Below are 26,175 nucleotides of genomic sequence, written 5' to 3' on the forward strand. Positions count from 1 at the left end.
CACTAATTCTGTAAAAAGGCGGATAGTAATCAAAGCACCATAATCCTCAGTATATAGACCCCACGATAACTTAAACACAATGCTTGCTACAATTACAGAAAAACCTGTTCCGAGAGCCATTCCAATATCTATAAGCGAAGTACCATCTGAACGATATGTATGTTCAAAGGAAATCACGTTAAGGAATACAATATTTAACTACTATCATTCCTTAAAACTTCTTTATATATCCCTATTCCTTTCCCGTTACACTACATAAAAAAGCGTATTTCCACCGTTCTAGAAATGCGCTTTGTTCGAAGATATTATGTTCCTAAAATCAATGTTCCCCAAATCATATAAAATGGTGAAAGAATATAATAACCATTAAAAGGCTGCCCAAAAAACCTAAATAGCTCCTGTTACACACCCAATATCGAGTATAGTCATTCCAGGTTGTAATATTTCCGCCAACCTTCTAAGTTGAAGTTTTTAACGTTCAAGCATCAACAAATACCTGATTCTTTTAATGTCGCTCTTTTTTTGCTACTTCATTTACCATAACAAAGCCCCCATTACTAGTGATTCCCCTAATAATTCCAACTAATTTTTCAGAATATCAGGTATAATAATATCTCCTTTTTTAGGCATAGCCTCTCCATTAATCCCTTCAAAATATAATGGCAGACCCTCTGCTAAAATAGGGTGCAGGACTTTTGTGGGATCTTGTCTTTGATGATGAATATGCAAATGGGGTTCTGATGTTGACCCACTGTTTCCTATACGTCCGATTACATCCCCTGCATTTACCCGATCTCCCTCTTTTACAGTCACACTATCTTTTTTTAAATGATTGAGTAAAAGGTACGTACCGGTTTCATCAACTTTGATGTAAACATGGTTACCTTCTAATAAAGTAAAATCTTCTGAACCAGGATCGATATCCTTTTCACCATCGTAAGCAGCAATCACAACACCCGAAATAGGAGAATAAACCTCTTTATCCCAAATCCCATAATCCTCGTTATTTTTACTTCCTATATCATAGGGATTCATTACTAAATCGTAAAGCCCATCTTTCCGATGGCCATGTGACATGTATTAAATTATCTTCGATCGAATCACCACCCCAACCGATAATGGTTTCTTCAGCCAATGGCCATTTTATTGTCACAGAAGGTTCAGCACGCTCTATATCTATCGGATAGATGAATTCGATAATATTCATGGTCATTAGAATAGGAAAAATCAATACCAAATTCAAAATGAAATTCACTAATACTTTATTATTTTTTTCCTTTTTACCATACAAAAAATAAACAAAAAGATATTTATAAATACACCAAAGACCCCCAAAATAGGAAGTATCATTTTAAGTAAGGCCCAAGCATAAGCACCGATTATGCCATTAATAAAAAAAACACCAATCCACAACAATAGAATTATTGCTATTAAAATACAATTTATTACACCTATTTTTCTAAAACTCCTGACTAATATAACTTTCTCCCCCTATTGATTTGCCTTATTAAAAAACCCATACAGAAACATTAACAAAAGAAAGATACCTTTTAGATTACTTGATAAATAGCCTTGTAACATGATAAAGAGTACACACTCTTATTCAAGAATAGCGCTTGAATGTTTGCTTTTTTTCTAATAACTTCCTGCTTTATCAATGAAGCTCTTTTTTATCTAACCTGCCAGTTATGTTTAACGATTCACAATTCCTTTCCGCTTTTTCAACTTTATCCGATCACTTTCTAAGCTAAAGATTGAAATAACACACTGATTTTACCATAATATCCCAGATATTACTGAAATATCTTTACCTAAAATAAAGCGCAATCCTTTTATGGATTGCGCTTTGATTATGAATGTTACTATTTTCTACAGTCCTGCTTTTTTGGAGTATGATTGCTTTAATTTTAAACTTAGATGTAAGAAGAATTGAGAAGATACGATCAAAAACGGACCTTTAATAATAGGTCCGTTTTTGTTTTAGACGTGTATTGTTTTACATATAACACTTATTCCCTTTAGTTGAATAAGAACTTTAATACTTTTTGTTTTAAGTAGTCATACTGTTGCTTATTGGTATCGGCAAATGCTTCTTCTCGATTGGAAAGAAAATCATTATATATAATGTTCCCTTTAAATTGAGAAGCTGTTAAATCGTATCGTTTGTTATTAATAAAATTATAAAAATGCCATCCATCAGCCAGTTTGGTCTTCCGTATTTCCCCACCCAATATATCATTTACTACTAATGTGGTCACACCACATTGTCCCTTGGCAGGATTGACCTTACTCCATTTTGAACTTGACTCTAAAGACCAAGATTCAAACAAAGCGTCCGCTATTTGTTCTATATTTACCGTATTAGTTCTCATAGAAAACCTCTTTTGTCATAAATTCATTTATTTCGAACTTTAAAGCTAGCCTTCTCGTTGCTTCAATAAGGAAAACAAAAAGCTATTTCAGAGAAATATAGAATCATAAACCTAATCTTTCTGGTTAAGCTCATTATTGAATCATCTTATTTGATATTACGCAAGAATAAAACCCACCAAAGAAATAAAAACATAAAACCTATCAAGGTAAAAATAGACCACATAGCACCTTGTTGAATCTGACTAACTAAATGTTCAAATTCGTTCATTCCCTCTGCTCTACCAATACTATTGACTACCCCAATTATCGGAAGTGAAAAAGTAATTAAAATGCCTAAAATAGACAAACTTTTGTTAACCCTTTTTAAAACACTAAATATTGCAGCTACTAAAGTTATTAATAAAAATAAATAGTATACTGCCCAAAACCATGAGGGCAAGGTTTCCCAATTGTTCATTTTTTCCCTTCGTAGTCTTTGTTAATATTCCTTCTATAGACTATGTTTTTCTTGTATTCATTTACCTAATTTTAACATATCAACCTAGTCTAAATAAATCGCAAAGTAAACAATTGTACTTATATTGTCATATTCTTCAATCATCTCGTCGTAAGTTTAAATTTGGCTATTAAAGTTTAATGCTGATATTAGGTATTAAAATGAAACTTTCTAATTTGTGGAAGATCCACTTTTGTAATATTTGCTTGTTAAACTGTCGCGCTTCAATAGTTGGAGAAAAGATGTTGAAGATTGCATTTGAACTAAAAAGCCCTTTGTTTTGGAGGATCTGTTACAAGAAAATCGAACCTTAGTCAGAGATAAAAATAGACCTAACCTTTACAATTTCTTAATAAATATTTTTGATTATGATCCGATATAAAACATATAAGAAAAAATGTCGAATTATGTCGTTATTAAGGGAAGGTGGGGTTATATGATGAAAAAGCTTAAAAACAAATTTTCTAGTCTTAGAATAAAGATGCTTTTAGTTTTTGTACCGATTATTTTACTATCAACTATTTCTATTACTTCACTAAGCTTTATGGATACAAAAAAAGAAGTATCTAACGTAACAAGGTTAAGTGTTAACAATGATTTAGATGCCATTTCTGAAAAAATGAAAAATGAAATTTCCTCTCATGAAAAAATAGCTGAGGGTATTGTAGCTCTTTATCAATCAAAAGGAACTTCATTGTCAAAAGAAGATTATCGAATGTTCTTAGAAGAAATGGTGCCACTAAACTCAAACACTTTAGGGGCAGGTATATGGATAGAACCATATCTATATGATGAAAAAGAGGAGTTTTTTGGTCCTTACGTTTATAAAGATGGAGAAAATGTTGTCTACACTGAAGACTATGAAGACCCGGCATATGATTATCATCATACTGATTGGTATCTTACAGGTAAAAATGCTGAAAAAGGAAAAGTTACTTGGACAGACCCCTATTTTGATGAAACAATGGGAATTACGATGATCACAGCTGCATTACCTATAGTTGATCAAGGAAAACTCATTGGTGTTGTAACAGCTGATTATGATTTATCAACTATTCAAACTATGATAGCTGAACAAAAGTTTGAAAAAACAGGATTTTTCTATATGGTAGATTCAACAGGTATACTCATTTCCCATCCAGATGATCAAAAAGTGATGAATGAATCTATTTTAGAAGACCAAGGATTAAAGACATTTGGCGAAAAGGTACTAAACACAGATTCAGGTACTGAACTTATTCAACGAAACAATCATGAATGGGAAGCATATTATAAAACGTTCCCTTCTACAGGTTGGAAGCTAGTAGCAAATGCTCCAACTCGTGAACTATATGAGGCCGTTCAAAAACTATTATACAAGTCTATGACGATATCTTTTATTATTTTAGCTTTTGCCGTTCTTGTTATTTTTATATTTACAGGCCGTTTTTCAAATCGTATCAAAGAATTTGTTCATCAAATCGGATTTTTAGCTGAAGGTGATCTTACTCACCCCATAACTATTAAATCTAATGATGAAATTGGAGAAATGGGCACTCACTATAACAATGCATTGGAAAAACTAAAAGAAATGATTTATAAAATGAATGACACTAGCCAACTAGTTGCATCCAGTTCTGAAGAATTATCTGCTAGTGCTGAAGAAACTAGCAAGTCTATCACAGAGGTGGCAAATTCAATACAATTTGTAGCAACTAACAATACAAAACAAACAAGCTATGTAAATACAATGAATAAGAATACTATTGACATGATTGAAAAAATGAATAATATTGCAGAAACAATCGAGGGTGTAAAAGAACATTCTTTGTCAACTTCAAGATTAGCTCAAAATGGAAACGGAAATGTTCAAGATGTAAAAAAACAAATGAATGAGATTAATCTAACTGTTACTAAATCTTCAGATGCTATAAATGAATTAAGTGAAAAATCTAAAAAGATAGAAGAAATTGTGTCTATGATTACATCAATTGCCGCACAAACAAATCTTCTAGCATTAAATGCAGCCATTGAAGCAGCAAGAGCAGGAGAGCATGGGAAAGGTTTTGCCGTAGTAGCTGATGAGGTCCGAAAGCTTGCAGAACAATCGAGTAATGCTTCAAGCGAAATTACTAGTTTAATCCTAGAAATTCAGGAAGGAATTCATGGTTCAGTTCAAATGATGGATTCTAGTACAGAATCAACAAAATCTGGTATTCAAGTAGTAGAGGCAACCGGAGTTGCATTCCAAAATATTTCTTCATCTATTAACGATGTTAGTAGCCGAATCGATCATACGTATCAATTGCTTATGGAAATTGTTAAAGAAACAAATTCGCTAAAAGAAGTAGCAAATGCAATTAATAACATTTCGATCTCAAATGATGAAAGTGCACAAAGTGTTTCAGCCGCCACTGAACAGCAATCTGCTATTATGGAGCAAGTAGCAGCAGCAACAGAAGAATTATCAAGAATGTCGAGTGAATTACAGAATGAAATCAATCAATTTAAAATTTAAATAATAAAGTGTTGAGCGTCCCTTAGAATTACTTTGCATTTAGATATTCATCTATTAATTGAACTAATTCATAACAAAAGGTTTTCGGAATGTAAATCATTCTAAAACCCTTTTGAAGACAATTTGGAAGCACATTTTTAATAAAATGTGCTTTTATTGTTTAGATTATTAAACGTAAAATATCATTTAAAAATCCAGCTGTATTATTCAATCATTTGGCCTTTATCATAATAAAGAGTACAAATCCTCATTCAAGAACAGTGCTTTGAATTGTTAAAAACCTAGTAATCCAGCTAAGAGAATAGAAAATAATAATTTCACAATATCCCTCTCGTTCATTTTTTAAAAGTAATTTATATTATAGCCTATAAAACGCCCACCTGATCTTTTACTAAATTAAACACCACCCTTACTCAACAACAGCGCCACATTGCAAAGATAATCTAATTTCCACACTATCTTTTTTCAATAGCCATTCGTAAGCTGGAAATAACTCCTAGAAGCAAGATTAATGAACAAACCATTTTTTCAAATAGTGTTCCAAACAATTGTTGTATGAACCCGTAAGTCCAAAGTACTACGAAAAACCAACATATAGTGGTTATCCATCTATTGAATTTTGATTGTATGTTTGCACCAACAGTCACTGTAAAAAGAACTCCAATAATAGCAGTAATCAAGTTAAGTATAGATATTGGTAACTGATTCTCAAAGGATTCAGACCGACCACCATTAACCCATGTTAGTGGAATAATGCCCATAATTATGAGAATATGAATTAAGATTGTCAATGAGTAAAAACAGCACCCCATAATTACGGCCGTTCTCATACTAACTTTCCTTAGTTTTTCAAACATTACCAACACTCCCTGTTACATCATTCTATATCTGCTATTTACTAGCATCCTAAACAATGAAACTCAGACGCCTTTAAAATTGTTTCTAAAATGTTAACAACACAAAAGTAGTCCTTCCATTAATTAAGACGCATTCGTATCTCAGAAACGCGCTTTGTTTTACCAATAAACAGTTTGAAACCTTTATGAGATAATTTAGAATAGGAATGGAAGTAATGGCTATTAAGTTTACAATAATCATATTCATTATATTTTTAAGTATGGAAAAGATTGTAATGATTGAAGAAAAATAAAAACACCTAAAAAAAACTAGTTTGCAAAAATCCGTCAACAACTCAATATACAATTCAAAGATATGGGTTATTATTTATTAGTCTGTTTTTATAAAACTTAAACATTTAGCGCACCCGTTCGTAATAAGAAATACCTTAAATTTGTTCTAAAATTGATTTAACAAATTGAGTTTTTTTCTCTGTGTATTTGTGCTTATTATTATTCAGTTCTGATAATTTATATTTAAGTTCTTCATATTCAATTCTTGCTTTTTCGTTATTTCTCAAATAATCTCTAAATTTCAGCTGTTCGTGTAAAAATTTATTTCCGCTTTGGTACATATGGATTTGGTGAGTTCTTGGTTCACCTTTACTAAAATAGTGTCTGTCAGGTAAAATGTTTATCCCTTTATATGAGTAACCTATCTTTGCTAAGGGAGAAACACAATTCTCACCTACACTAAAATCATTGATTTCAACCGCAATATCAATAATCGGTTTTGCACTTAGCTTCTTTACAGCCGTACTACCAATATGGTGAATTCTTACAATGTAGTCACAAACTTCATTTTGAATTTTTCTTTTTCTAATAAAAATTCCCTTTCCCAATCTTCTGTCCATGGAATTAAAAAAACCTCTCCTTTTGGCAACCCTACCATTTTTATCACTCCTTATACGCTTACCGTTTTTCTCCTTTGGAATATTGCATTACCAATCTGTTGTTGAATATAACTGCCCGTAAGTGTAAGTTTATTTCTTCACAATCTTGTAATTGTTGTTCTACGATCTTTCTTTTTAAATGAAAAAGGACGACATCCTTATCAAGAATGGCGCTTTTATTGCAAAAGAATGGTTATTGAATTAACGTGAGCTTAGCTAAAAAACATAAAAAGCCCAACTTCTTTACAAATAAAAATAGAGAAATTGAGCTTTTCAGTTACTTCATTTATTTATCTATTTATTTATTGAATTCATTAACTGGAAGAAGTATTCAGGTTTATGAGTCTTATTTAGGTTATACCATGAATGTAATGTATCTGGAGCAAATACATCTAATTTTTTCAGTACTTCCATTGCAAATTCCAGAGGAGCTACTCCTGATGCGGTAACTAAATTCGCATCAGATACCGCAGGTCCCAGCTCATAAAACTTTTCTCCTTTATAATTAGGGCAGACCATTTTAATATACTCTAAGTCATTGCTTGTGTGTTTACTAGAATCTAAGTACCCCATATTCGCAAGAGCCACAGTTGCACCACAAATTGCAGCAACAATAGTGCCAAGCCTTAAAGCTTGGCCAATTCTTTCCAAGATAGGCTGATGAATTTCTTCACTCCAAGTAGTCCCTCCTGGTAAAATTAAAAGATCTTTACTCTCAAGAGTACATTCATCAAGGGAAATATCTGGTTTTATGCTCAGTCCTCCCATAGTAGTAATCATTTCTTTATTAGCTCCTACTGTAATTACTTTTAAAGGTGCTAAATCTTTTTTGAAATATCTTCCTGAGTTTAGTTCAGCAATTAAATATCCATATTCCCAGTCCGACATTGTATTAAATACATATAGAAAAACTTTTTTGTTTGCATTCATTAACACTCCAATCACAATTGATATAGCTATTATAATAAAACTTCCCTGACAGTTAACGTCAGGGAAGTTATTATACTTGATGAAATTTTATTAATTCCGACAGAACTTCAATAAGTCTTTTCTTAAGACTTATTGGCTCAATAACTTTAATAGATTTATTGTACGGTAAAAGTAAATAAGGTACATATGTATGTATCATATCTTTTTCAAGAAGAAAAACTGCTTGATTTGAAGTCCGTTCTTGTAAATAATGTCCTAAAAACCAATGTTGGCAAATATCATCCAACGCCCTTGTATTTCCATTAATAATTAAAGAAATAATCTCTTCCTTATGTTCTATAGTTGGAAGGAGGTTTTTCATAAAAAAATCACGTGCTGAAAAATGTTCTGGCCGGTTAAACTTATTTTCGAATAGCATTAGAGTTTCAATTCGATCTACTCTAAAACTTCGAATATCATTCCTAAGATGACAAAATCCAATCACATACCACTTATTATTCCAATAAATAATTCTGTACGGATCAACCAATCTATATTTTGATTTCTCTTCGCCACCTTTATCGTATTGAATTTTCACAGTGTATCCGTCAGCTACGGCCTTCTCCAACTCCCTCAAGAAAGGTTCCTTGGAAAGGGAACTTATTCGACTTATTACTTCAAGACTGGTTAAATGTTGGTTTACCCTTGTTTCCTGCCCTTGATTTGAATAGTTGCTTAGCTTTGAAATAAACCTCATTTAGTGCTTCAGTACCATAATATCCGGCTTCTTCTGCAAAAACAGCAGCATGATATAGTGAGGTTTGCTCTTCCAAATCAAAAAATAGAGCACTTCAATAAAATTGTTCAATAAAGTGTATCCACCGTTATGTCCTGGTTCTGAAATTATAGGTACGCCACTTGTTGAAAGTGTATCAATATAACGATACACAGTCCTTATATTCATCTCTAACTTTTCTGAAATTTGTTTTGCAGTAATTTTTTCACCTGGACTAAGCATCCATAGAATGGCTAGTATATTGTCAATTTTAGGCATATAATTCCACCTCTATCTGGAATTTATTTTCTACTATATTTTTTTGATTTTTAGTATAACCCATCAACTGTTCCCTTCTATATGGAGGCACTAGACATTTTGTAATTTCACAAATTTGATTTACAGTCACATTTCCTTCCTTATATAGCTTCACCGCAAAATTTATTCCAGCTTTTATGATATTTTTTTATCTGACTTTAAATTTCCACCTAGCTTAGGACTGTTTTCTATTTACTCTCATTGAAACAGCTCATTATGTCACAACTGGCGAAGTAAGCTACTCGCTTTCCTTAACTTTGTATACTAACCACTCTATATTAACATATTTATCCAATCCAATTTTGAATAAATATGTACATGTGCAATCAAAAAGCGCAATTCTATTCAAGAATTACGCTTCGGTTGTTGAAGATTGTTATATATATTTATCTCTTTATCGCATCTACTATTAAAGATGGGAAAACCAGTTTATCTCCTTGATTTCGTGGGTCATATTTTTTGGAACGAAAAATTACCCCTTTAGATCCATCCCAATCATTATAATGAAAGATACCATTCTCATCACAATATTCAAGTAAGTTAGCCTCAAACCCTGCTGATTCAAACATTTTAGATAGAGTTTTATAGTTATGTATGATTTTATGACTAGCAGCTGGATGATCTTTTGGACCAGGTCCACCTACCTTAACTATATTTTGATACTCAACATCAGGAAAAAATCCATCTGGAACTGCACATCGAATATATCCACCTGTTTTCAAATACCTATAGCAAAGTTTTGCTGCATTAATTCCTTCTTCATGGGTAAGATGCTCCCAAACATGTTCAGCAAGAATAGCCGATAAAGAGTTTTCATTGTAACTTTCTTCCCATGTGGAATTGTCTAATAAATTCAGCTCGTTTTCCTAAGTGTGTATCCAACCAGGATTATTATTGTATTCACCCGCGCCAAGAACAATTTTAAATTCTTTTTCTTGTAAAACCATGACTTTATATCCTCCTAAAAATTATATCTTCGTCTTAAAAACATTTTAGAATAAAAAGAGAATATTTGCTTTTCATTAATTTTAATGCCCTTTTTAAAAGTAAATTAGCGCAATTCATTTTCATGAATTGCGCTTTTATTACTGAAGAATCATATCAATAAAACATACATGTATAACAATATTTTAGTCAGCATAAACAAGAATAGAATTTACTTTTAAATTTGGTCAAGTGCTTGGTAAGCTACCTGGTACTTTCCTCCATCGGCAACTTCTGAATGGTACAAGGCCTTAAGGGCATTGTTTTTTTCAAGACCCATTTCTGCCTTCAGTTCTTTAAAGCGGGTATGCAGTTCTTTATTTTCCTTAATTAGTTGTTGCATTTGCGATTTTATGTACTTCAAAATATTTAGCTCCTTTTTTAATCTCTGAGTTTAGCCTAATTTTTTAACTAGAAATAACCTGTTTAAAAAGATCCCTAAATTGCTCCCGGTCTTCTGCTGTAAAGGCTTTGGTCCCTTTGTTCGCTTTCCACTTTTTCGAGCCATTGCACTTAAATAGCGGGTTTGCAATAATTGGTCAATATTTTCATTTGTATAACTGAATCCTGTATGGTGGAGGACAATAATTCCTTTTGCTAAACCTAGCGAAGCAAGACCATAATCTTGCGTCACAATAATATCTCCTTTTTCTACCAACTTCACAATCCGATAATCTGCAGCATCTGCTCCAGAATCAACATAAATGGTTTCTACTCCTGTTGGCTGTTCTGCATTAGAAAAATGAGAAAAGCTTGTAACAAGGATAACCGGGATTTCATAATTCCTTGCTTCAGAAATAATAATCTCTTTCACAGGACAAGCATCTGCATCCACATAAATTTTCATTTTTCTTCCTCCTTTCAAGAAGTTCGACTTAGTATTTAACTGAATCTTTTTCAACTATAAAAGGGACTGGTGACTTTTATATAATACTTTAAAGGATTTCTTCTGTTATATTTTCATCCTCATATTATACATTATAGGATTTTGTTGGCAATTGGTCGTCAAAAAAACGCCCAGAAAATAGGTTAGGTGGGGAATATGGATAATCATAATCCGAAGAGAATGAAATCAATAGAAAGAAAGCCGTAAATAATGCTACTATTAAATAAAAAGGCAGTTATTTCTCTATTATTAGGATGTATTTCATTAATTTTATCAGTCATAAGCTTGATAGGATACCTATTGCTATTGTAGGTTTTATTGTAAGTTATTTTAGTTTAAGGCTCTGTTAAACTTTAATGTTGATTTTTGATATATTAGAGGGAAACGCCAGAAATGGTGTTTCCCCTTCTTCATAATTCAATTAAAAACCTTGTCAATTTCAGGTTTGTCATAATCCAAAATCCACTCATTAAATATTTCATACATATCTCTTATTGTTTCAGGTGAAGTTGCCAATAAATCACAACCCCTGTCATCGTAAACGTGAAAGATAGTTTTTTTGTTAATATTTATGAAATAAACCCGATGATAAATACTTGGTTTTAAACCTAAATCCTGATTACATAATGATTTTAACAAAGGTTTGAATTTAAATTCAGTGGTTTTACACTTTAGAGTAAATCTATGTGTTCTATATGTTCCTTCATCGTCATCTTCTGGGAAAATATATGGCATCATTAGATGTTTTAACCTATACAAATGCGATTTCTCAACATAAGGTGAAAAGTTCTTTAATTCACGTTTAATATTTTTTCCTTTATCAAAATCATTTACATCTATCACTACAAATATATCATCCGTAGGAGAGTGTATTGCTTCAAATAAAGTAATCGCTCTTTTATAACACCCCAATACATATGGGTTGTTGGGATAATCGTATTCCCTTTTCCACTCTACACCAAGTTCAAACCGTATACCAATATCCCAACTATAAAACAAAGGTGGTTTTAGCTCTAAATTGGGGAATGTTTCTTGCATAAATTCTTTTAAATTCATTCCAACACCTCATAAAATTCAATCTGCATATCAGACAAATAACCAAGGACTATACATTAAATTTTGACAAACGCAAACTATCATAAGTATTCGTCATTTCAAATACTGGTTTTCTAATCTGAAATAATTTCCATTTGACCAAAAGTTTATATTATGAATCAAATTTTTCTTTAGGTATGTTATAATTATCTCCGAATTGCTTTACATTCATTAGATCCTATACTAAAAAAAGCGCAAATGTAATTATACATTCGCGCTTCGTTTGTGGAAGATCACATTATGTCTTAATTTTCACCAATAACTAACATATCATTCTCATCGAATTCCCAATTCTCTCCATAGGCAACTTCCCAATAGTATCCATTAGGGTCTTGGAAATAGCCACTATAACCACCCCAAAATACAGTTTGTGGCTCCTTTATAACTTTAGCTCCAGCTTTTTTAGCTAAGGTAAATACCTCATCAACTTCTTCTATTGAATTTCCGTTAAAGCCAAGCGTGATTCCTCCAAATCCACTTCCTAATTCTGGAGGTTTTTCTGTACTAATATCTTTTACTAATCGATCGATTGGAAACAATAAAATTTTTGTTCCTGAATTATTAAAGAAAATAACGTCAGGATTTGATTCATCTCCATATACTAAGACTTTAAATCCTAGTCCTTCACGATAGAAATGAAGTGATTCTATCATATCCTTTACGCCCAATGTAATTAAATTTAAACGATTCATCTCTTCTCTCCTTTAATAATTATTTACAATTTCTACTCTCTTAAAATTCATAATATATATCTTCTATCTTTCTCAAGATATACCTTCTATCACTTTTCCATTAAACGTAAATAAGCACCTTTCTTTGTTCCAGAAAGATGGTTTTATTGTTGAAGATATTCTCAAAATTTTAAACACCAAATATAACAGTACCTCCGATCATATAGACAAAAGGAAATAATAATAAAAGTAAGTTTACTATTATAAAGCCCCCATTGTTAAAGTGTTCTTTTGGATTTGGTACGCCTTAACAGCAAAAAACAGACCGATGGAACAAAAAACTAGAGGGGAAAATATCGGTAAGCCTTGTATCTTTTCAACCACAATAAAGTTCAAAAAGAAATTCGTGATAAATATAAGAGGAATCAAGAACAGAAAATACGCCAAAATAATAAAATACTTTTGCATCGAAAAACCCCTTTGATAAATAGCATTACATAAATACTAACATATGAAAGATCTAAGATTCTCTTTTTAAATGAATTACTTTTGCCTTTGATATAAAAAGAACGCAAATGTTAATACACATTAGCGCTTTTTGCGGAAGATAAGATTGAACTAAAGTCCCCGTTAGTTGTGTATTTTTTTAATACTAGATAAATATATGACCAGCATTCTCTAAAACTGATTTTGCTTTTTCTATGGAATGCACTTTAATCAACAAGTAATCTGTATTAAAAGTAGAAATAGCAAAAATGCTTATATTGTTTTCCGCCAATGGATTAGCTAAAGATGATAATATTCCTGTTAAACTAAAATCTAATACACCCTCTACTTTTATACATTTCCAATCATGTTCCACGTCCTTTAGATTACTACCAGGAACATTGGATGTAGGACATACAATTGAGAGTTCTTCATTTGTACGTGTAATTGAAAAGAATTCGCCTTTGCCTGCCCAAGATGGTATCTCTTCTGTTGTTTGTAATTTCACAACAGAGAATACCGTTTCCAATATGACTAAATTCATATTTATCGCCCCCTAATTAAAAACGGATACTCCGCTGCTTTTTTGCAACATCGCACCTGCTAATTCAGTAAAAAAATTAAAACTCATCCTATTATTGTATAATTTTACATTTTAGTGTAAATTTATACAATAGGTATTAAATAGGAAAGGGAGAGAAAATCAATAATGTCCTTAATAATCAGATGTGTAGAAAAAGATGATATGAACCAATTGACCGATTTAATGAATCATTATATCGTTGATTTTTATGAAAGACCCAAACCTCCTATTAAAAACATACATAATTTAATTGACACGTTAATAGAAAAAAATAGAGGTATTCAATTCGTAGCTGAAAAAGATGGTAACCTTCTCGGCTTTGCAACATTATATTTTAGTTTTAGTACAACGAAAGCTGATAAAATAACTGTAATGAATGATTTATTTGTAGTTGAGATCGCAAGAGGAACAGGGGTAGCACAAGAACTGTTTAAACAATGCGAAAAATATACAAAAGAAAATGAGTATGCACATATGGGGTGGGTAACTGCAACTGATAATTACCGTGCCCAAAGATTTTATGAAAAGATGGGTGGTTCTCTTGGAAGTTGGATGAACTATTCAATATAACCAAAAACGCCTTTTTGGAAAGACCTCTAAATTGGAGGTCTTTATTTTTATGCTTTTGTCTTTTCATAATTTTTATTTCTTTATCTCTTTTATTCCAATACTCGCTTATGTTAGTAAAATGAAATTTGCCATTGTTGAACAATCGCACTTTCTTACATAAAAAAGACACGAATGTTGCACATTTGCGCTTTGATTGCTGAAGATAAATCTAAAAGAACTTCTTTTTTAGTAGTCCCCATTCACTTTCTATAATACTGTAAAACACTGAATTTCGATAAGTACCGTCTCTTCTAATCATGTGGTTTCTTAAAGTTCCCTCTTTTGTTGCACCGATCCCTTCAATAGCTCTTTGAGATCGAATGTTTTGTTCATCTGTTTTAAATTGTACGCGAATAGTTCCTAGACTTTCAAAACAATATCGTAATAATAGAAATTTACACTCTTTGTTTACGCTTGTTCCCCAGACTGAGGGAGTCAACCAAGTCCATCCTATTTCTACTGTTTTGTTTGAAGTTGATATATTTAAAAAACGTGTGGTACCAATAATTTTGCTTGTCTCTTTTTCTATGATAACAAATGGATATTCAGAACCATTCTCCTTATTATTCAAAGCTGATTCTATAAAAACCTTCATATCATCAAACGTAGAAACTACGCTTGGTAAGTAGGTCCATATATTCCGATCACTACCGATTTCATATAATCCTTGCACATGACCTTTACACATAGGTACTAATTTGACATGTTTGCCTTCTAATTCTTCAAGTATAATATTCATTCAAACACCTCCTGAACTAAATTTCATCATCCGTGTTCCACTAAATATAAAACCATTACATAAACGCGCTTCGATAGCTGAAGATCATAACAACAGCCTACTAATGTTCCCGTGACTTTAAGTACTTTAAATCTGCTTTAATAATCAAACCCATAAAGCTATACCCTGTTTAAGAATCGATCCTTATAAGGTCATAAGGAAATACCAAGTTTTACTTTTTCCTACCAATGTATAGCAAGTGAGATGAAATACCTAAGATATAAGGATCTGTTGCTTTTTCTTTAATTAAATCAATAATTTTCTTAACTTCTTGTTCACCTTTATCTCTCCAATAATTCCAACTATCATTGTTTAAAATGGTTCCTACATTTGAACCTATCAAATCTACAGTTTCAAATCCTTGAGCTTCCATAAAAGGATTGATTTCCTCAATATTAAAGTAATATGCACCTGTAAAACGTCCCTCATCAGAGTGATTAAAACATCCTGATTGAGAAAATTTAAGAATGGTATCAATATTATTGTTCGGCTTCCAATTCTCAGGTGATAGGAGCGATGTAAGTATGTGTTTAACTCTAGGCATAAAGGCAACAAAAACAATTCCATTCTTTTTTGTCACTCTATTTAATTCTTTTACTGCCATAATACGGTCATTTTCTTCCTGCAAATGATACATCGGACCAAGCATTAACGATGAGTCAAACTGTTCATCTTTTATCATTTTAAGTTCCCTAGCATCAGCTGTATAAAAACCATTAAATTGTCCTTCCAAATCAAGTTCTTTTGCTTTATTTTTTGCAATTCCGACTAATTTTGGAGTTAAATCCGTTAATGTTACATTATAGCCATCTTTGGCTAGCTCCATTGAGTATTTTCCTGGTCCTGCACCATTATCAAGCACATATCCCGATTTAGGTAAATATTTTTTCATATAGTGCCAATTTACTTGGAATTCAATTGGTTCACGTTCAAGCCTCCCCCACTCATCAAATTGATTATAATAGTTAATTATTTCACTCATCAATTTCACCTTTTCTAAGCTTTTACTTTTAATTCTATAAAAAAGCTAGGAACCCTTCATAAGCTAAGATGCATAGTTAGTTTAATTACGGGTCTCATTTCCTTGAATGAATTACACCTGTGATCTTAAACGATCTGGCCTTTAACAGAAATAAGCGTCTTTCCTTGTTCAAGAAAGGCGCTATTATTGTTGAAGGTTAATCCTTCACTATTTAAGCGTACTGCGAAACAATTAAAATCTAGTTTTTGGAATGAAATCACATTTCATGGAATTATCTTATTAAGGGAGCTGATAAGTATGAATATTATTCTCTGGATTGCTGTTTTCTCAGGTGTTTATATCGCCATTTTCGGAGCTAATCACAAAAGAAAAAATGAAACTTAGTATATGAGAATCGCTTCTCAAACACCTCTTAATTAAACTGTCCTCCTGGAACAGTTTATTTTTTTGTTACACATAATACGTCGAATAAATAGACACCATATATTTATATTAAACAAAGGCGCTTCTTTTGAGGAAGACTCGAATTCAAGATATAAGTAAAATAAAGTCGTTTAATTTGATTGATGAATCCTCAGGTTACTCCTGATCTTATATCATCTTTTTAAAACAAATAATTCGATTTGCTTCACTAAATCCTAATTTAAGATGCATTGATAAGCTTTTTTCATTTTCTAATTCACAGTCACTAGCAAACTCGTGACAACCTTTTTCTTAGCCCATTTCTCACAAGCATTAATTAAATTTTTAGCAAAGCCTTGTTTGCGAAATGCCTCTTTTACGTAAAGTCCCTCTAAATATCCTACCGGACTTGAACTTGTCCCTTCAACATAATCATATCTCAGTTGGCATTGTGCAAATCCAATTGGTTCGCTGTCATAATAAGCTAAAATAACCGTTGCATCAGGCTGAGCAATAAGATGCGTCATTTCTTGCATATAATCCTCTAAAGTGTGATCTGGCCAAAGTAGTAAAGCAAGGTGAGCAGCTTCTTTTGCTTCCGGTAATGTCGCCTCTTTTAGCATATAAAACCTCCAAATTAATTTTTCCATTTGATTAAGTTACTAATATATTCTATTTTCATTAATCCTAACCCTTCTTTATCCCGTGAAAAAAGCTTTTCTTTGTTCTGGAAAAGCGCTTTTATAGTTGAAGATTGCACCTTAACTCAAGCACGGATAGTTAAAGAAGCATAGCCGTTCATTAAAGTATTATTTATCTTTTTTAGTATCAAGTTTTCTTGAACTGTAAAAACATAATAAATTTCAGTAACCAGAGAAATAAGAAATGGAATAATTGCAAGTATAGGCATTATAACTGCCCAATAAAGTAAAAATGCACTTATTGCAAATATTAAACAACTCACTATAAATAAAAAACTTGATGCAAATTCTCTTAATGCAAGCAAGGCATCCACCTCCCTTTGTAACATAAATTTTAGCATTTTTTCTATAACTAAACTGCTCCGTTTAAGTGAACCTCTTCAAAATATCTAGCGATTTCTAAGTGATTTTCTCAAATCTGACATTTCAACAACAGAAGTAAGCACCTTTCCTTGTTCCAGAAAGGCGCTTCTATTGTTGAATATGACCTTTACTTTAATTTTATAGAAAGTTTGTTTCCTTCTTTAATTTCTTTACCTTCACCTATACTTTGTGAAGTTACAAATCCATTTCCTTCATGTTGAATTTCTAGTCCAGTTAAGCTACTTAGTTTCATAACATCAGAAAGGCTCCATCCAGTTATATCAGGCATTACCTTTTTACCTTCTGTCTTTATTAATACTTTTGAACCCTTTAACAACTCTGTTCCTTTAATTGGTTCTGTCTCTATTACCTTTTTTCCTCGACCAAGTATTATAGGTTCTAACCCTTTGTCTTTTAGGATGCTAACTGAATTCTTAACTGATTTTTCTTTATAGGATTCCATGATTGTTGGTGTTACTTCTTCACTGTTACTATTGTTATTGTCTACATCAGAAGTAGCGTTTAGCTTTTTAAGACTATAATCCATTACAGTATTAAATATTTCCGAAACAGCATTTGCTCCTACTTGATCTGCCTTCAAATTTGGTTTTTCAACTGCAACATACATTATCAACCTAGGGTCTTCTGCAGGAGCCATTCCTAAAAATGAAAACATATAATTATTTCTCCCAACTTGATAACCCCCTTCACCGTCAGAAATTTGTGCAGTTCCTGTTTTACCAGCAACCTGAAAATCATTTAGCTGAAAGTGGGTTCCTGTACCATCCGTTACAACAGAGGTTAGTAATTCTCTTGTCTTCTTAGCTGTTTCGGCACTTACTGGGTTATTCAAAACTTTAGGTTTGTTTTCTTCAAGAATTCCCCCACTTTCATCCGTAATTTTCTTTATGACGTAAGGCTTCATCATCTTACCATCGTTCGCGATAGAAGAAGCTGCAGTAACTAATTGAATTGGAGTAAAAGTAGATCCTTGACCAAACGCTGTGGTAGCTTTTTCAATTGGACGATTATAAACGAATTTACCTAATCCTTCATTACCCATATCTATTCCTGTTTTTTTATCAAATCCAAACTCCTGTAAGTAACGATAGAACCTATCAAAGCCTAATTTGTCTTTTGCTAGGATAGTAAATGCGACATTTGACGAAAGCTCAACACCCTTATCATATGTAATTATTCCCCAGCCCGTTTTATTGTGATCATGGATCAATTCACCAGTAACTTCTATTGCTCCTGATTTATATTTCTCTTGGCCATGATAAACCCCTTCATTAATAGCAGCTGCAAGTGTAAATATCTTCATTGTAGAGCCAGGTTCAAAGGAAGATGACAAGGCATAGTTCAAATAATTAACTTCATTTTGCTCATTGGGATAAATTGAGGGTCTATTACTTAGAGCTACTATCTCACCAGTTTTAGGGTCCATCACAATCCCTATGATTTTTTCAGGATTGTATTCTTTAACAACTTGATTCATTGAGTCTTCTAGAATCGTCTGAATGTTCATATCTAATGTTGTATATATATTGTTTCCATTTTGAGGAGGCTTAGATTTTGAATCTTCCTGAGGCAAATCATAGCCTAATCCTATAAACCCATCAATCTTCTTTTTTATGTATCCATCTGTCCCTAATAACTCTTCTGAATATTCCTTTTCGATGCCTGATATACCTATACCATCGAAATCAGTGATTCCTACAATGTGTGAAGCAAAATCACCTAATGGGTAAGTTCTTCTAATATCTGGAGCAAAGATGATTCCTGGAAGATCGAGATCACTTATTTCTTGCATTTGCGTAAACGTTATATTTCTTCCTATTTTACCTAACTCTACTTGATATGCTTTACTATCACTTAACGATTTTTCAATAGCTTTGGAATCAGTTTTTAATACTCTAGCCAATTTTGCTGCAGTATCTGGAATGTCTTTTATATGGTTTGGGTTTTCTTTGCTAAGTACACCTATCACTGTATATACTTGTGAATCGACTGCAATTTTTTCACCATCGCTAGTAAGTATTTCTCCTTTTTTCCCTTCTAGAATACCTTCTTTTGTTATTCTAGTTTCCTTATTTTCAACAAGATTCACACCATCTACTGTTCCAGTTATCATAATATACAGGAAGCGAAATAAGACTACTAAAAACAAAACAAAAAAAATTAATGATAGAAATACAGATCCTCGATTCATATTTACTAACTTTTTATCATTCATCATATACCTCATTTTCATTGTCTAGTGTATAGTGATTTTAGGAATATTTTAACATGTAAATTTTTTTACAGAAACCTTAGAGTTAAATGGATAAAAAGATTCATTTTTAAATTTCCTTGAATATAAAAAAGTGCTTATCCTTAATTTTTTAAGGATAAGCATTTTTTGGTAGACATTTACTGATTGAAAACTTTGAATTTTTATCTTTCTTTTTAAACACTTCGGTAGTAAAACCTATAATACAAATTAATAATATTAAGAATGGTATAACGATAGGAAACAAAAAAACCAGTAAATCCAAGGTCTTCCCCTCCACTCATATTAGTTTATATATGATATGAAGTTCACTTATGTCAAAAGACTCGGTTAATTTACTGGTCCTCAACAACAGCGCTTTGTTTGTTGAAGAACAGTGTTAGGAATCTTATTATTTAATTACCTAGACTTTCAGGCAGAAATACTCCTCAATTTCAGGTAGCTGAAATTAGCAGATTAATTACTATACGAGTTGCACCTTTTTGATGTAGATTTTTTATATATTATAAATTTATACGAACATAAGTACTTGAAGTGCGGCAATTAATCAGTTATACTGATTATCAGTTAAACTTACTTTACAAGGAGGTAAATATTGCTTTGGAAAAATGGAATCAATCTTATGGTTTTTTGCTTGGAAAAGTTCTTCAGCAAATGGAAACTAAATTTGCTGAGGGACTTGTACCATATGCAATTAACGCTAGACAATATGGGGTACTTTTATTTATTAATGGGAATCCTTATTCATCACAAAAGGATATTTCTGAAAACCTACAAATTGATCGGACAACAATGGTAAGTCATATCGATCATTTAGAAGCTTTAGGGTTTGTAGAAAGGACAAGGAATCCTAATGACAGAAGGTCCTATAGTCTTTTGGTTACATCTAAAGGGAATGAAGTATTAGATTCACGCTGGGATTTTCTAATCAATACGGAATTAGATGTATTAGGCCTCTTTAAGCGATCAAGAAAAACAATTGCTAAAGGATTTTCTTGTAAAAATTTGGAGTTCACTTTATAACTGGAGGGTATCTTAATTATGAACGCACTTGATTATTTTAATGCACGTCTAGAAGCAACGATTAGCCCAATGGATTATCTGAGATTGGCACAGGTCGATCCAGAAAAATACTTTTTGATTGATGTAAGAAATGGTCCTCAACATGTAAGAAGCCTAACAATTAAGGATGCTAATATCATTCCCCAACAGGAGTTGTCGGATCATTTACATAAAATTCCGAAAGATAAAGAAATTATTGTTTATTGTTGGGATGTCTGGTGTAACACAGCAGCCAAAGTGGCAACTTTTCTATTAGAACATGGCTATAAAGTAAAAGAGTTGACCGGAGGTATTGCAGCTTGGAAAGAGATGAATTTCCCTGTCTCTGATTCTTCTAATGATGCAAATCTTTCGTCTGATAGTTGCGGGTGCTGAATCTAATGCAAAATAACAGGTATTGGATCGGGGTTGCTTCACGTGACCATGTAAAAAATGCAGTGCAAGGTGGGTTTGCTCAACTTTGTCATGGCAAACAAACACCTTTGAAAAAGATGAATACTGGTGATTGGATTATTTATTACTCACCTAAAGTCAAATTCAAAGAAAGTACTCCACATCAAAAATTTACTGCAATCGGAAAAGTTTTAGCTGATGATGTCATTCAGGTTGATATGGGCAATAATTTCATACCTTTCCGAAGAAGTATAGATTTTATTTCTTGTAATGAAACACCTATTCAACCATTAATTTCACAACTATCCTTTATTAAAAGTACAAAATACTGGGGTTATACTTTTCGATATGGTCATTTAGAGATCAGTGAAAAAGATTTTAAACTAATTGCAGAAAACATGGTTAATGAGAAGGAGATTAGCATATTCTAATCTCCTTCTTTTCTATAGTAAATCACAACAACTAGAAAATCTTCTTTAGCTAAAACTAATCTTCTGCTTAAATGTAACCAATCACAATCTCCATTTCTTTCTAATTAATCTTAAACTAGCCCTTAACATGACATACTTATCTTTATTCAAGATAAGCGCTTTGTTTGTTGAATATCAGTTGAATAAAATGAGTGATTGTACATTTTATTCTTAGAACTACGTACACTATAACTTAATAAATGTTATAATTATCCAAAAAATAAAGGAGATAATTATGTACATTGGTGATTTTCTTTATTCAGCTGTTATAATCTCTTTACTACTTTTAGGAGCTATTTCGTTTACTCTTTTTATTCGAAGGCTGCTTATCAATACTAAGGCGAATGTTAGCACGTCTGACGATATTAATAAGAAATTAGATAGAATTATTGAATTGCTTGAAAAACAGTCTAAATAATAATTTTAATTGTTTTGATGCTCTTTACGTATGGAGCATCTTTTTAGTTCTGCCTGCGGAACATTTCGAATTCAACTCTGCAATATAATAGCCTTAAACTGGAATAAGCACCTTCCTTATTCCAGAAAAGCTTTTCGTTTGTTGAAGATTGCTATTTCACCAACTAATTGTATTATGTAAATTATAACTATCTAGTTTCTTTGGTTTATTTATCAATTTTCAAAGTAAAACTTTCTATTTTCTCATCCCATTCAACAGTTAAAATAAACTCGTCATCTTCTTGAACAAAAGCACACCCACTACAGTTGCCAACTTCTACTTCCAAAACTACGCCTTTTCTTAATACACCCGTACCACTAGACGAACCTGTATCGGTTTCAATATGATACTTTATTTTACTTCCTCCGATGCTTTCAAGATCGTCCCCTTGATATTGAAGTATTAAACTCTGTATTTCCTTATCACCTGTTTGCATTACATCTATCTTAGCTATCCAATTGTCACCTTCTGTAGTATATGTTACATTTTTTTGTGTTTGACAAGCAGTAATTAATAGTAATAAAACTAATAATAATGTTGTTGAAAATTTCTTAAACACTATTACCACCCTCTCAATGCTATAATACACAATCATATTACCATAAATTTCAATTTCAAATTCCTCTCCTGTAAAAATATTCAAAAATCCTAAAGGGAATTCTACAACTACTTTTTTATGAATTTTTCTTCATCGTTGTTCTACAAACTGACCCTATAAATAAAAAAGCTACTATCCTTATTTAATAAAGAACAGCGCTTTTTATTGTTGAAGATCATTTTTGAATTAAAGCCGCGTTGTCAAAGAATTTATTTTCTTCGTAATAAATTTTTGTATAGCTTTAAATGAGAAAAAGGGTCAACCTCATCTTCATTAGGAACATATATCTCTTTATCATGATAAGGGAGTGTAATCTGTTTCCAATCCTTATTATTTTCTGTTTCACCTGGCAAACATGATATGAACAATTCATAACCTTCACCATCACTAGATGAGGTCCCCAACCGTCCTTCTCCATATTGAATAGCATTGTCAATAACATCTCTTAATTCTTTTAGTGCTGTTTTGTTCCCAACTATTATTGCATCATCATGCCAGTGTTTTTGACCATATATATGCAGATACGAAGATTCTGTATAACCCTCTTTCTTTTCTGCAATCACTTTTATGAATTTAGAAATAAGTATTTCGTGAGATATATCAGTTGTAAATACATCCATTTCTGTGTGGCTTTGACCAAACATTTCTTCAAACTGCTGAATAAAAGGAGTTACTTCCACAAATAAGATAAGAACATCTTTAAAAAAATATGTACGAATTAATGTATCTTGTTTTTCATAACAAGCAAATGTAACAGTTGGAGATAACTCTTCAAACTGTACTCTTTTGATCTTAAATTGTTTTCTCTTTCCAATATTAGATGATATAGAAAGGCTAGTGTCAATACCAATAAATAATGATGTGTTTGCCAAAACCCTTACCCCTTTACATTTCAATTGATTAAAACCAATCTAAAATACCAATATGTGATTATTTTCCAATAGCAATGCATATCATTGTATATGTTAATTTAACAAAGTAATTATTGATTCCCTGTAACTAGATCAAAAGGAACCTCCTCACCATTACTAAAAGACTTAATATTATACAAAGCTGTTTTTACATTTTATCTTGAGCCTTTAGTTTTAGTGTAAGCCTATTCATTCTATATTTTAATTCTGTATAACTAAATCGGCTTGTTCTATTGGCGAAACTGTTTTCATATAATAATCTTCTGCTTTCCAGTATCTTTTTTCAAACTTCTCAATGTTATTTTGCGAATCAACACTTTCACGTTTGAATCTCTCTTCTCGTATACAATTCAGAAAAATAATAAAATCGAAGTAATTTCTCCACTCTTTTCTTTGTAAAAACACTCCTTCGATAATAATTAGACATGTATCTGGTACCTTGACCGAACATAATTTTTGTGAATCTGAATTATAGTCATATGTTAATAATTTCAATTCATTAGATTCTTTAAGCCTTTTGAATAAATTCTCTTTTAGCCATTCTACATCCCATTGCAAATTGTAATATTCATACCACTCTTCATTACCAGTGCTATAACGTCTTTCTCTCTCTACAATGTAATCGTCTATATGTAAAACACAAGAAAAAATATCTTTTTCTTGAATATGCTCTTCGATGTTTCTTACTAATGTTGTTTTACCTGAGCGACTTAATCCATCTATTCCGAGTACAACCTTTTTACCTTTTTCAACTTTTGGAATGTTTTTCAATAATGTTGTTATTTTATCTTCAATGCCCTAATCCCACCTATTTTTAATATACATAATTACATTAACCTGTTCCGTTCGTTAAAGTGTAACTCTCTTAGCAAACTCAATTTCATTTTAATTGTTCTTCAAGTGTTTGTCCTTAATAAAATAAGCACCTTCCTTGTTTCCAGAAAAGCGCTTTGTTTGTCGAATATTGTTATTTAAAAACTATTATTTAACAACTCTTACATATGTTTTATCTGTTATTTCAATTTGATCTACATTAGTGTCCTTTATTTTTAACTCATTTTCTCTCTTCTCAGTTTCTTCACCTAACCAACAACTATAAACTTCAAAGTACTCTCCTGGTTTCAGGAACTTATCCATTATTTCGCATAGTCTTATGATTTTTTTCTTTGATTCAGCATTTACTTCTGAATTAGTGTGTATGGAAATATCGATTCCCCAATCGGTTGAAACCTCATAGACAAAACAAGTAGTGAATTGATACTTTTTTACATTTAATCGATGATAATCCTCCGAAAAAGAATTACCTATTAGTAATACATCATTTGAGTCTTCGGAACTTAAAGGTAGTTCTACATTACACCCAATATAACTTGCTAAGCTCATAACGATTCCCTCCCTTTTCTTAAGTAATAATCTAGATATGCTCTCCCAAGCTACTACAGGTTTTAAATTATGAATTAATAGTAAAGAAGAAAAGAAATTTTATCCTTCTATCGCATTTTACACTTCAATCTTGTACACAGTTATAGCAGTAATTTTCCTTATCTATACTTATAAAGAATACTTCTAATAAATTAAACACACACATTTTGGGTAATGTGTGTGTTTATTAATTCATATTATGTTAGTTTCTTTATTCATGATTTGCGCTTCGTTAGCATTAGTTGATTTATATTTGTAATTTTTTTCAATCTTTGCAATTTCAGATATTGACTCATTATATTCTATTTCTGTAAAAATACTGTATCTTTTTAGATTATTATAAAATTCTTTAGCAGCAACAATTAAATGAAACAAGTATTCATTACTGTTAACTATTCCTGAGTAGTATATATCATCAGGATCATACTCATTAAAGATTTCCCACTTTAAGTTTCCTATTTCATCTTCTTTTGTTAATCTTAGAATATTAGGATCAATTCCTAATAATACTTCGCTAATCTTTCTCGCTTGATACTTAATTATAGCATCAATTATATCCTCCCATAAGTTTAATCCCTTAAATTTATGGTCTAACAGTATATTATTATTGAATTCGATATTAATACAAAGTTCTAGATGCTTTGAATCAATTAGATCCTCTTCTATTAACTTTTTCACTTGAGATTCTTGATTAAAAGATATATAGCACACTTCTGGAAATTTCACTAAACATTCCTCAAAATTGCTCCCTAATTTTTGGTCAATAATGTTTCTTGGTATTACTAAATAGGTTTTAATATTATTCATTTTTCACCACCTAGATAACATTCGTCTACACCATCTTTTTCTAAATCCATTTTCAATTCAATTTGGTTGCCACTATTTCTTGTTCA

The 26,175-nt window shown here is 31.7% G+C and carries 26 protein-coding genes and 6 pseudogenes; 7 read left to right on the plus strand and 25 right to left on the minus strand.

Features of this window, described 5'->3' with window-relative positions; translation table 11 throughout:
- Nucleotides 1-582: 582 nt before the first annotated feature.
- The 4 genes from MVE64_RS01315 to MVE64_RS01330 all read right to left on the minus strand — a co-directional run bounded on the left by MVE64_RS01315 (nt 583) and on the right by MVE64_RS01330 (nt 2,830).
- A complete protein-coding gene (locus tag MVE64_RS01315; RefSeq protein ID WP_247343014.1) occupies nt 583-1,035 on the minus strand; it encodes a M23 family metallopeptidase in 453 nt (150 codons plus the stop codon).
- Nucleotides 1,022-1,243, minus strand: a complete 222-nt coding sequence (locus MVE64_RS01320) for a hypothetical protein (protein WP_247343016.1) — start codon at nt 1,241-1,243, stop codon at nt 1,022-1,024. The genes MVE64_RS01315 and MVE64_RS01320 overlap by 14 nt, the downstream gene beginning before the upstream one ends.
- A 775-nt stretch (nt 1,244-2,018) precedes the next feature.
- Nucleotides 2,019-2,372: a YunG family protein gene (locus MVE64_RS01325; protein WP_247343019.1), complete on the minus strand. Its 354-nt coding sequence runs from the start codon at nt 2,370-2,372 to the stop codon at nt 2,019-2,021.
- A gap of 146 nt (nt 2,373-2,518) precedes the next feature.
- Complete coding sequence (locus MVE64_RS01330; RefSeq protein ID WP_247343021.1) at nt 2,519-2,830, minus strand: hypothetical protein; 312 nt, start codon at nt 2,828-2,830, stop codon at nt 2,519-2,521.
- 475 nt (nt 2,831-3,305) lie between these two features.
- Here MVE64_RS01330 and MVE64_RS01335 point away from each other — a divergent pair, with 475 nt between their 5' ends.
- Nucleotides 3,306-5,366, plus strand: coding sequence for a methyl-accepting chemotaxis protein (locus MVE64_RS01335; RefSeq protein WP_247343024.1), 2,061 nt, complete (start codon nt 3,306-3,308; stop codon nt 5,364-5,366).
- Between the two features lie 455 nt (nt 5,367-5,821).
- Here the strand turns inward: MVE64_RS01335 and MVE64_RS01340 are convergent, their stop codons facing one another.
- The 11 genes and pseudogenes from MVE64_RS01340 to MVE64_RS01390 form a co-directional block, all read right to left on the minus strand.
- Nucleotides 5,822-6,223, minus strand: a complete 402-nt coding sequence (locus MVE64_RS01340; protein ID WP_247343026.1) for a hypothetical protein — start codon at nt 6,221-6,223, stop codon at nt 5,822-5,824.
- A 428-nt stretch (nt 6,224-6,651) separates the two neighbouring features.
- Nucleotides 6,652-7,154: pseudogene (locus tag MVE64_RS01345) on the minus strand (GrpB family protein).
- Nucleotides 7,155-7,449: 295 nt separating this feature from the next.
- Nucleotides 7,450-8,085, minus strand: coding sequence for a type 1 glutamine amidotransferase family protein (locus MVE64_RS01350; RefSeq protein ID WP_247343028.1), 636 nt, complete (start codon nt 8,083-8,085; stop codon nt 7,450-7,452).
- A gap of 70 nt (nt 8,086-8,155) precedes the next feature.
- A pseudogene (locus MVE64_RS01355) lies at nt 8,156-9,118 on the minus strand (helix-turn-helix transcriptional regulator).
- A gap of 100 nt (nt 9,119-9,218) precedes the next feature.
- Nucleotides 9,219-9,290: pseudogene (locus MVE64_RS01360) on the minus strand (recombinase family protein); the annotation flags it as partial.
- A gap of 253 nt (nt 9,291-9,543) precedes the next feature.
- Nucleotides 9,544-10,104, minus strand: a pseudogene (locus MVE64_RS01365) (class I SAM-dependent methyltransferase).
- 215 nt (nt 10,105-10,319) lie between these two features.
- Nucleotides 10,320-10,505, minus strand: coding sequence for a hypothetical protein (locus MVE64_RS01370; RefSeq protein ID WP_247343031.1), 186 nt, complete (start codon nt 10,503-10,505; stop codon nt 10,320-10,322).
- A gap of 43 nt (nt 10,506-10,548) precedes the next feature.
- Nucleotides 10,549-10,988, minus strand: a pseudogene (locus tag MVE64_RS01375) (YaiI/YqxD family protein).
- A 456-nt stretch (nt 10,989-11,444) separates the two neighbouring features.
- Complete coding sequence (locus MVE64_RS01380; protein WP_247343033.1) at nt 11,445-12,083, minus strand: DUF3885 domain-containing protein; 639 nt, start codon at nt 12,081-12,083, stop codon at nt 11,445-11,447.
- Between the two features lie 284 nt (nt 12,084-12,367).
- Entirely contained in the window at nt 12,368-12,814 is a 447-nt protein-coding gene (locus MVE64_RS01385; protein ID WP_247343036.1) for a VOC family protein, read from the minus strand.
- A gap of 631 nt (nt 12,815-13,445) precedes the next feature.
- Nucleotides 13,446-13,823, minus strand: a complete 378-nt coding sequence (locus tag MVE64_RS01390; protein WP_247343038.1) for an ACT domain-containing protein — start codon at nt 13,821-13,823, stop codon at nt 13,446-13,448.
- A 165-nt stretch (nt 13,824-13,988) separates the two neighbouring features.
- Here MVE64_RS01390 and MVE64_RS01395 point away from each other — a divergent pair, with 165 nt between their 5' ends.
- Nucleotides 13,989-14,432, plus strand: a complete 444-nt coding sequence (locus MVE64_RS01395; RefSeq protein ID WP_247343041.1) for a GNAT family N-acetyltransferase — start codon at nt 13,989-13,991, stop codon at nt 14,430-14,432.
- Between the two features lie 208 nt (nt 14,433-14,640).
- On the opposite strand, the gene MVE64_RS01400 is transcribed toward MVE64_RS01395, so the two are convergent.
- Together MVE64_RS01400 and MVE64_RS01405 are read right to left on the minus strand one after the other, a co-directional pair.
- The gene (locus MVE64_RS01400) at nt 14,641-15,210 is read right to left on the minus strand and encodes a GNAT family N-acetyltransferase (protein ID WP_247343043.1); all 570 of its coding nucleotides are present in this window, start codon (nt 15,208-15,210) and stop codon (nt 14,641-14,643) included.
- Nucleotides 15,211-15,421: 211 nt separating this feature from the next.
- Complete coding sequence (locus MVE64_RS01405) at nt 15,422-16,231, minus strand: class I SAM-dependent methyltransferase (RefSeq protein WP_247343045.1); 810 nt, start codon at nt 16,229-16,231, stop codon at nt 15,422-15,424.
- Nucleotides 16,232-16,420: 189 nt separating this feature from the next.
- On the opposite strand from MVE64_RS01405, the gene MVE64_RS01410 reads away from it, so the two are divergent.
- Entirely contained in the window at nt 16,421-16,615 is a 195-nt protein-coding gene (locus tag MVE64_RS01410; RefSeq protein ID WP_247343046.1) for a hypothetical protein, read from the plus strand.
- Nucleotides 16,616-16,822: 207 nt separating this feature from the next.
- Here the strand turns inward: MVE64_RS01410 and aac(6') are convergent.
- The 3 genes and pseudogenes from aac(6') to MVE64_RS01425 all read right to left on the minus strand — a co-directional run bounded on the left by aac(6') (nt 16,823) and on the right by MVE64_RS01425 (nt 19,933).
- Nucleotides 16,823-17,256, minus strand: a pseudogene (gene aac(6'), locus MVE64_RS01415) (aminoglycoside 6'-N-acetyltransferase).
- A 143-nt stretch (nt 17,257-17,399) separates the two neighbouring features.
- Nucleotides 17,400-17,639 carry a hypothetical protein gene (locus MVE64_RS01420; RefSeq protein WP_247343048.1) on the minus strand — a complete coding sequence of 80 codons (240 nt, stop codon included), beginning with the start codon at nt 17,637-17,639 and terminating at the stop codon, nt 17,400-17,402.
- A 185-nt stretch (nt 17,640-17,824) separates the two neighbouring features.
- Nucleotides 17,825-19,933, minus strand: coding sequence for a penicillin-binding protein (locus MVE64_RS01425; protein WP_247343051.1), 2,109 nt, complete (start codon nt 19,931-19,933; stop codon nt 17,825-17,827).
- A gap of 636 nt (nt 19,934-20,569) precedes the next feature.
- Between MVE64_RS01425 and MVE64_RS01430 the strand changes: the two genes are divergently transcribed.
- From MVE64_RS01430 to MVE64_RS01445, 4 genes are all read left to right on the plus strand, one after another.
- Nucleotides 20,570-20,992, plus strand: a complete 423-nt coding sequence (locus MVE64_RS01430; protein ID WP_247343053.1) for a MarR family winged helix-turn-helix transcriptional regulator — start codon at nt 20,570-20,572, stop codon at nt 20,990-20,992.
- 18 nt (nt 20,993-21,010) lie between these two features.
- On the plus strand, nt 21,011-21,406 hold the full coding sequence (locus MVE64_RS01435) for a rhodanese-like domain-containing protein (protein ID WP_247343056.1): 396 nt from the start codon (nt 21,011-21,013) through the stop codon (nt 21,404-21,406).
- Between the two features lie 5 nt (nt 21,407-21,411).
- A complete protein-coding gene (locus MVE64_RS01440; protein ID WP_247343059.1) occupies nt 21,412-21,855 on the plus strand; it encodes an EVE domain-containing protein in 444 nt (147 codons plus the stop codon).
- Nucleotides 21,856-22,129: 274 nt separating this feature from the next.
- On the plus strand, nt 22,130-22,312 hold the full coding sequence (locus MVE64_RS01445; protein WP_247343061.1) for a DUF4083 domain-containing protein: 183 nt from the start codon (nt 22,130-22,132) through the stop codon (nt 22,310-22,312).
- 205 nt (nt 22,313-22,517) lie between these two features.
- Here the strand turns inward: MVE64_RS01445 and MVE64_RS01450 are convergent, their stop codons facing one another.
- The 5 genes from MVE64_RS01450 to MVE64_RS01470 form a co-directional block, all read right to left on the minus strand.
- Nucleotides 22,518-22,910 (minus strand): hypothetical protein, encoded by a 393-nt coding sequence (locus tag MVE64_RS01450; RefSeq protein WP_247343063.1) that lies wholly within the window; start codon nt 22,908-22,910, stop codon nt 22,518-22,520.
- A gap of 248 nt (nt 22,911-23,158) precedes the next feature.
- Nucleotides 23,159-23,821 (minus strand): hypothetical protein, encoded by a 663-nt coding sequence (locus MVE64_RS01455; protein WP_247343066.1) that lies wholly within the window; start codon nt 23,819-23,821, stop codon nt 23,159-23,161.
- 240 nt (nt 23,822-24,061) lie between these two features.
- Nucleotides 24,062-24,655 (minus strand): kinase, encoded by a 594-nt coding sequence (locus MVE64_RS01460; protein WP_281730487.1) that lies wholly within the window; start codon nt 24,653-24,655, stop codon nt 24,062-24,064.
- 186 nt (nt 24,656-24,841) lie between these two features.
- On the minus strand, nt 24,842-25,243 hold the full coding sequence (locus MVE64_RS01465; RefSeq protein WP_247343071.1) for a hypothetical protein: 402 nt from the start codon (nt 25,241-25,243) through the stop codon (nt 24,842-24,844).
- A gap of 231 nt (nt 25,244-25,474) precedes the next feature.
- Complete coding sequence (locus MVE64_RS01470) at nt 25,475-26,089, minus strand: hypothetical protein (protein ID WP_247343073.1); 615 nt, start codon at nt 26,087-26,089, stop codon at nt 25,475-25,477.
- Between the last annotated feature and the right edge of the window lie 86 nt (nt 26,090-26,175).

The organism is Metabacillus endolithicus, assembly GCF_023078335.1.
Lineage (GTDB): Bacteria > Bacillota > Bacilli > Bacillales > Bacillaceae > Metabacillus > Metabacillus endolithicus.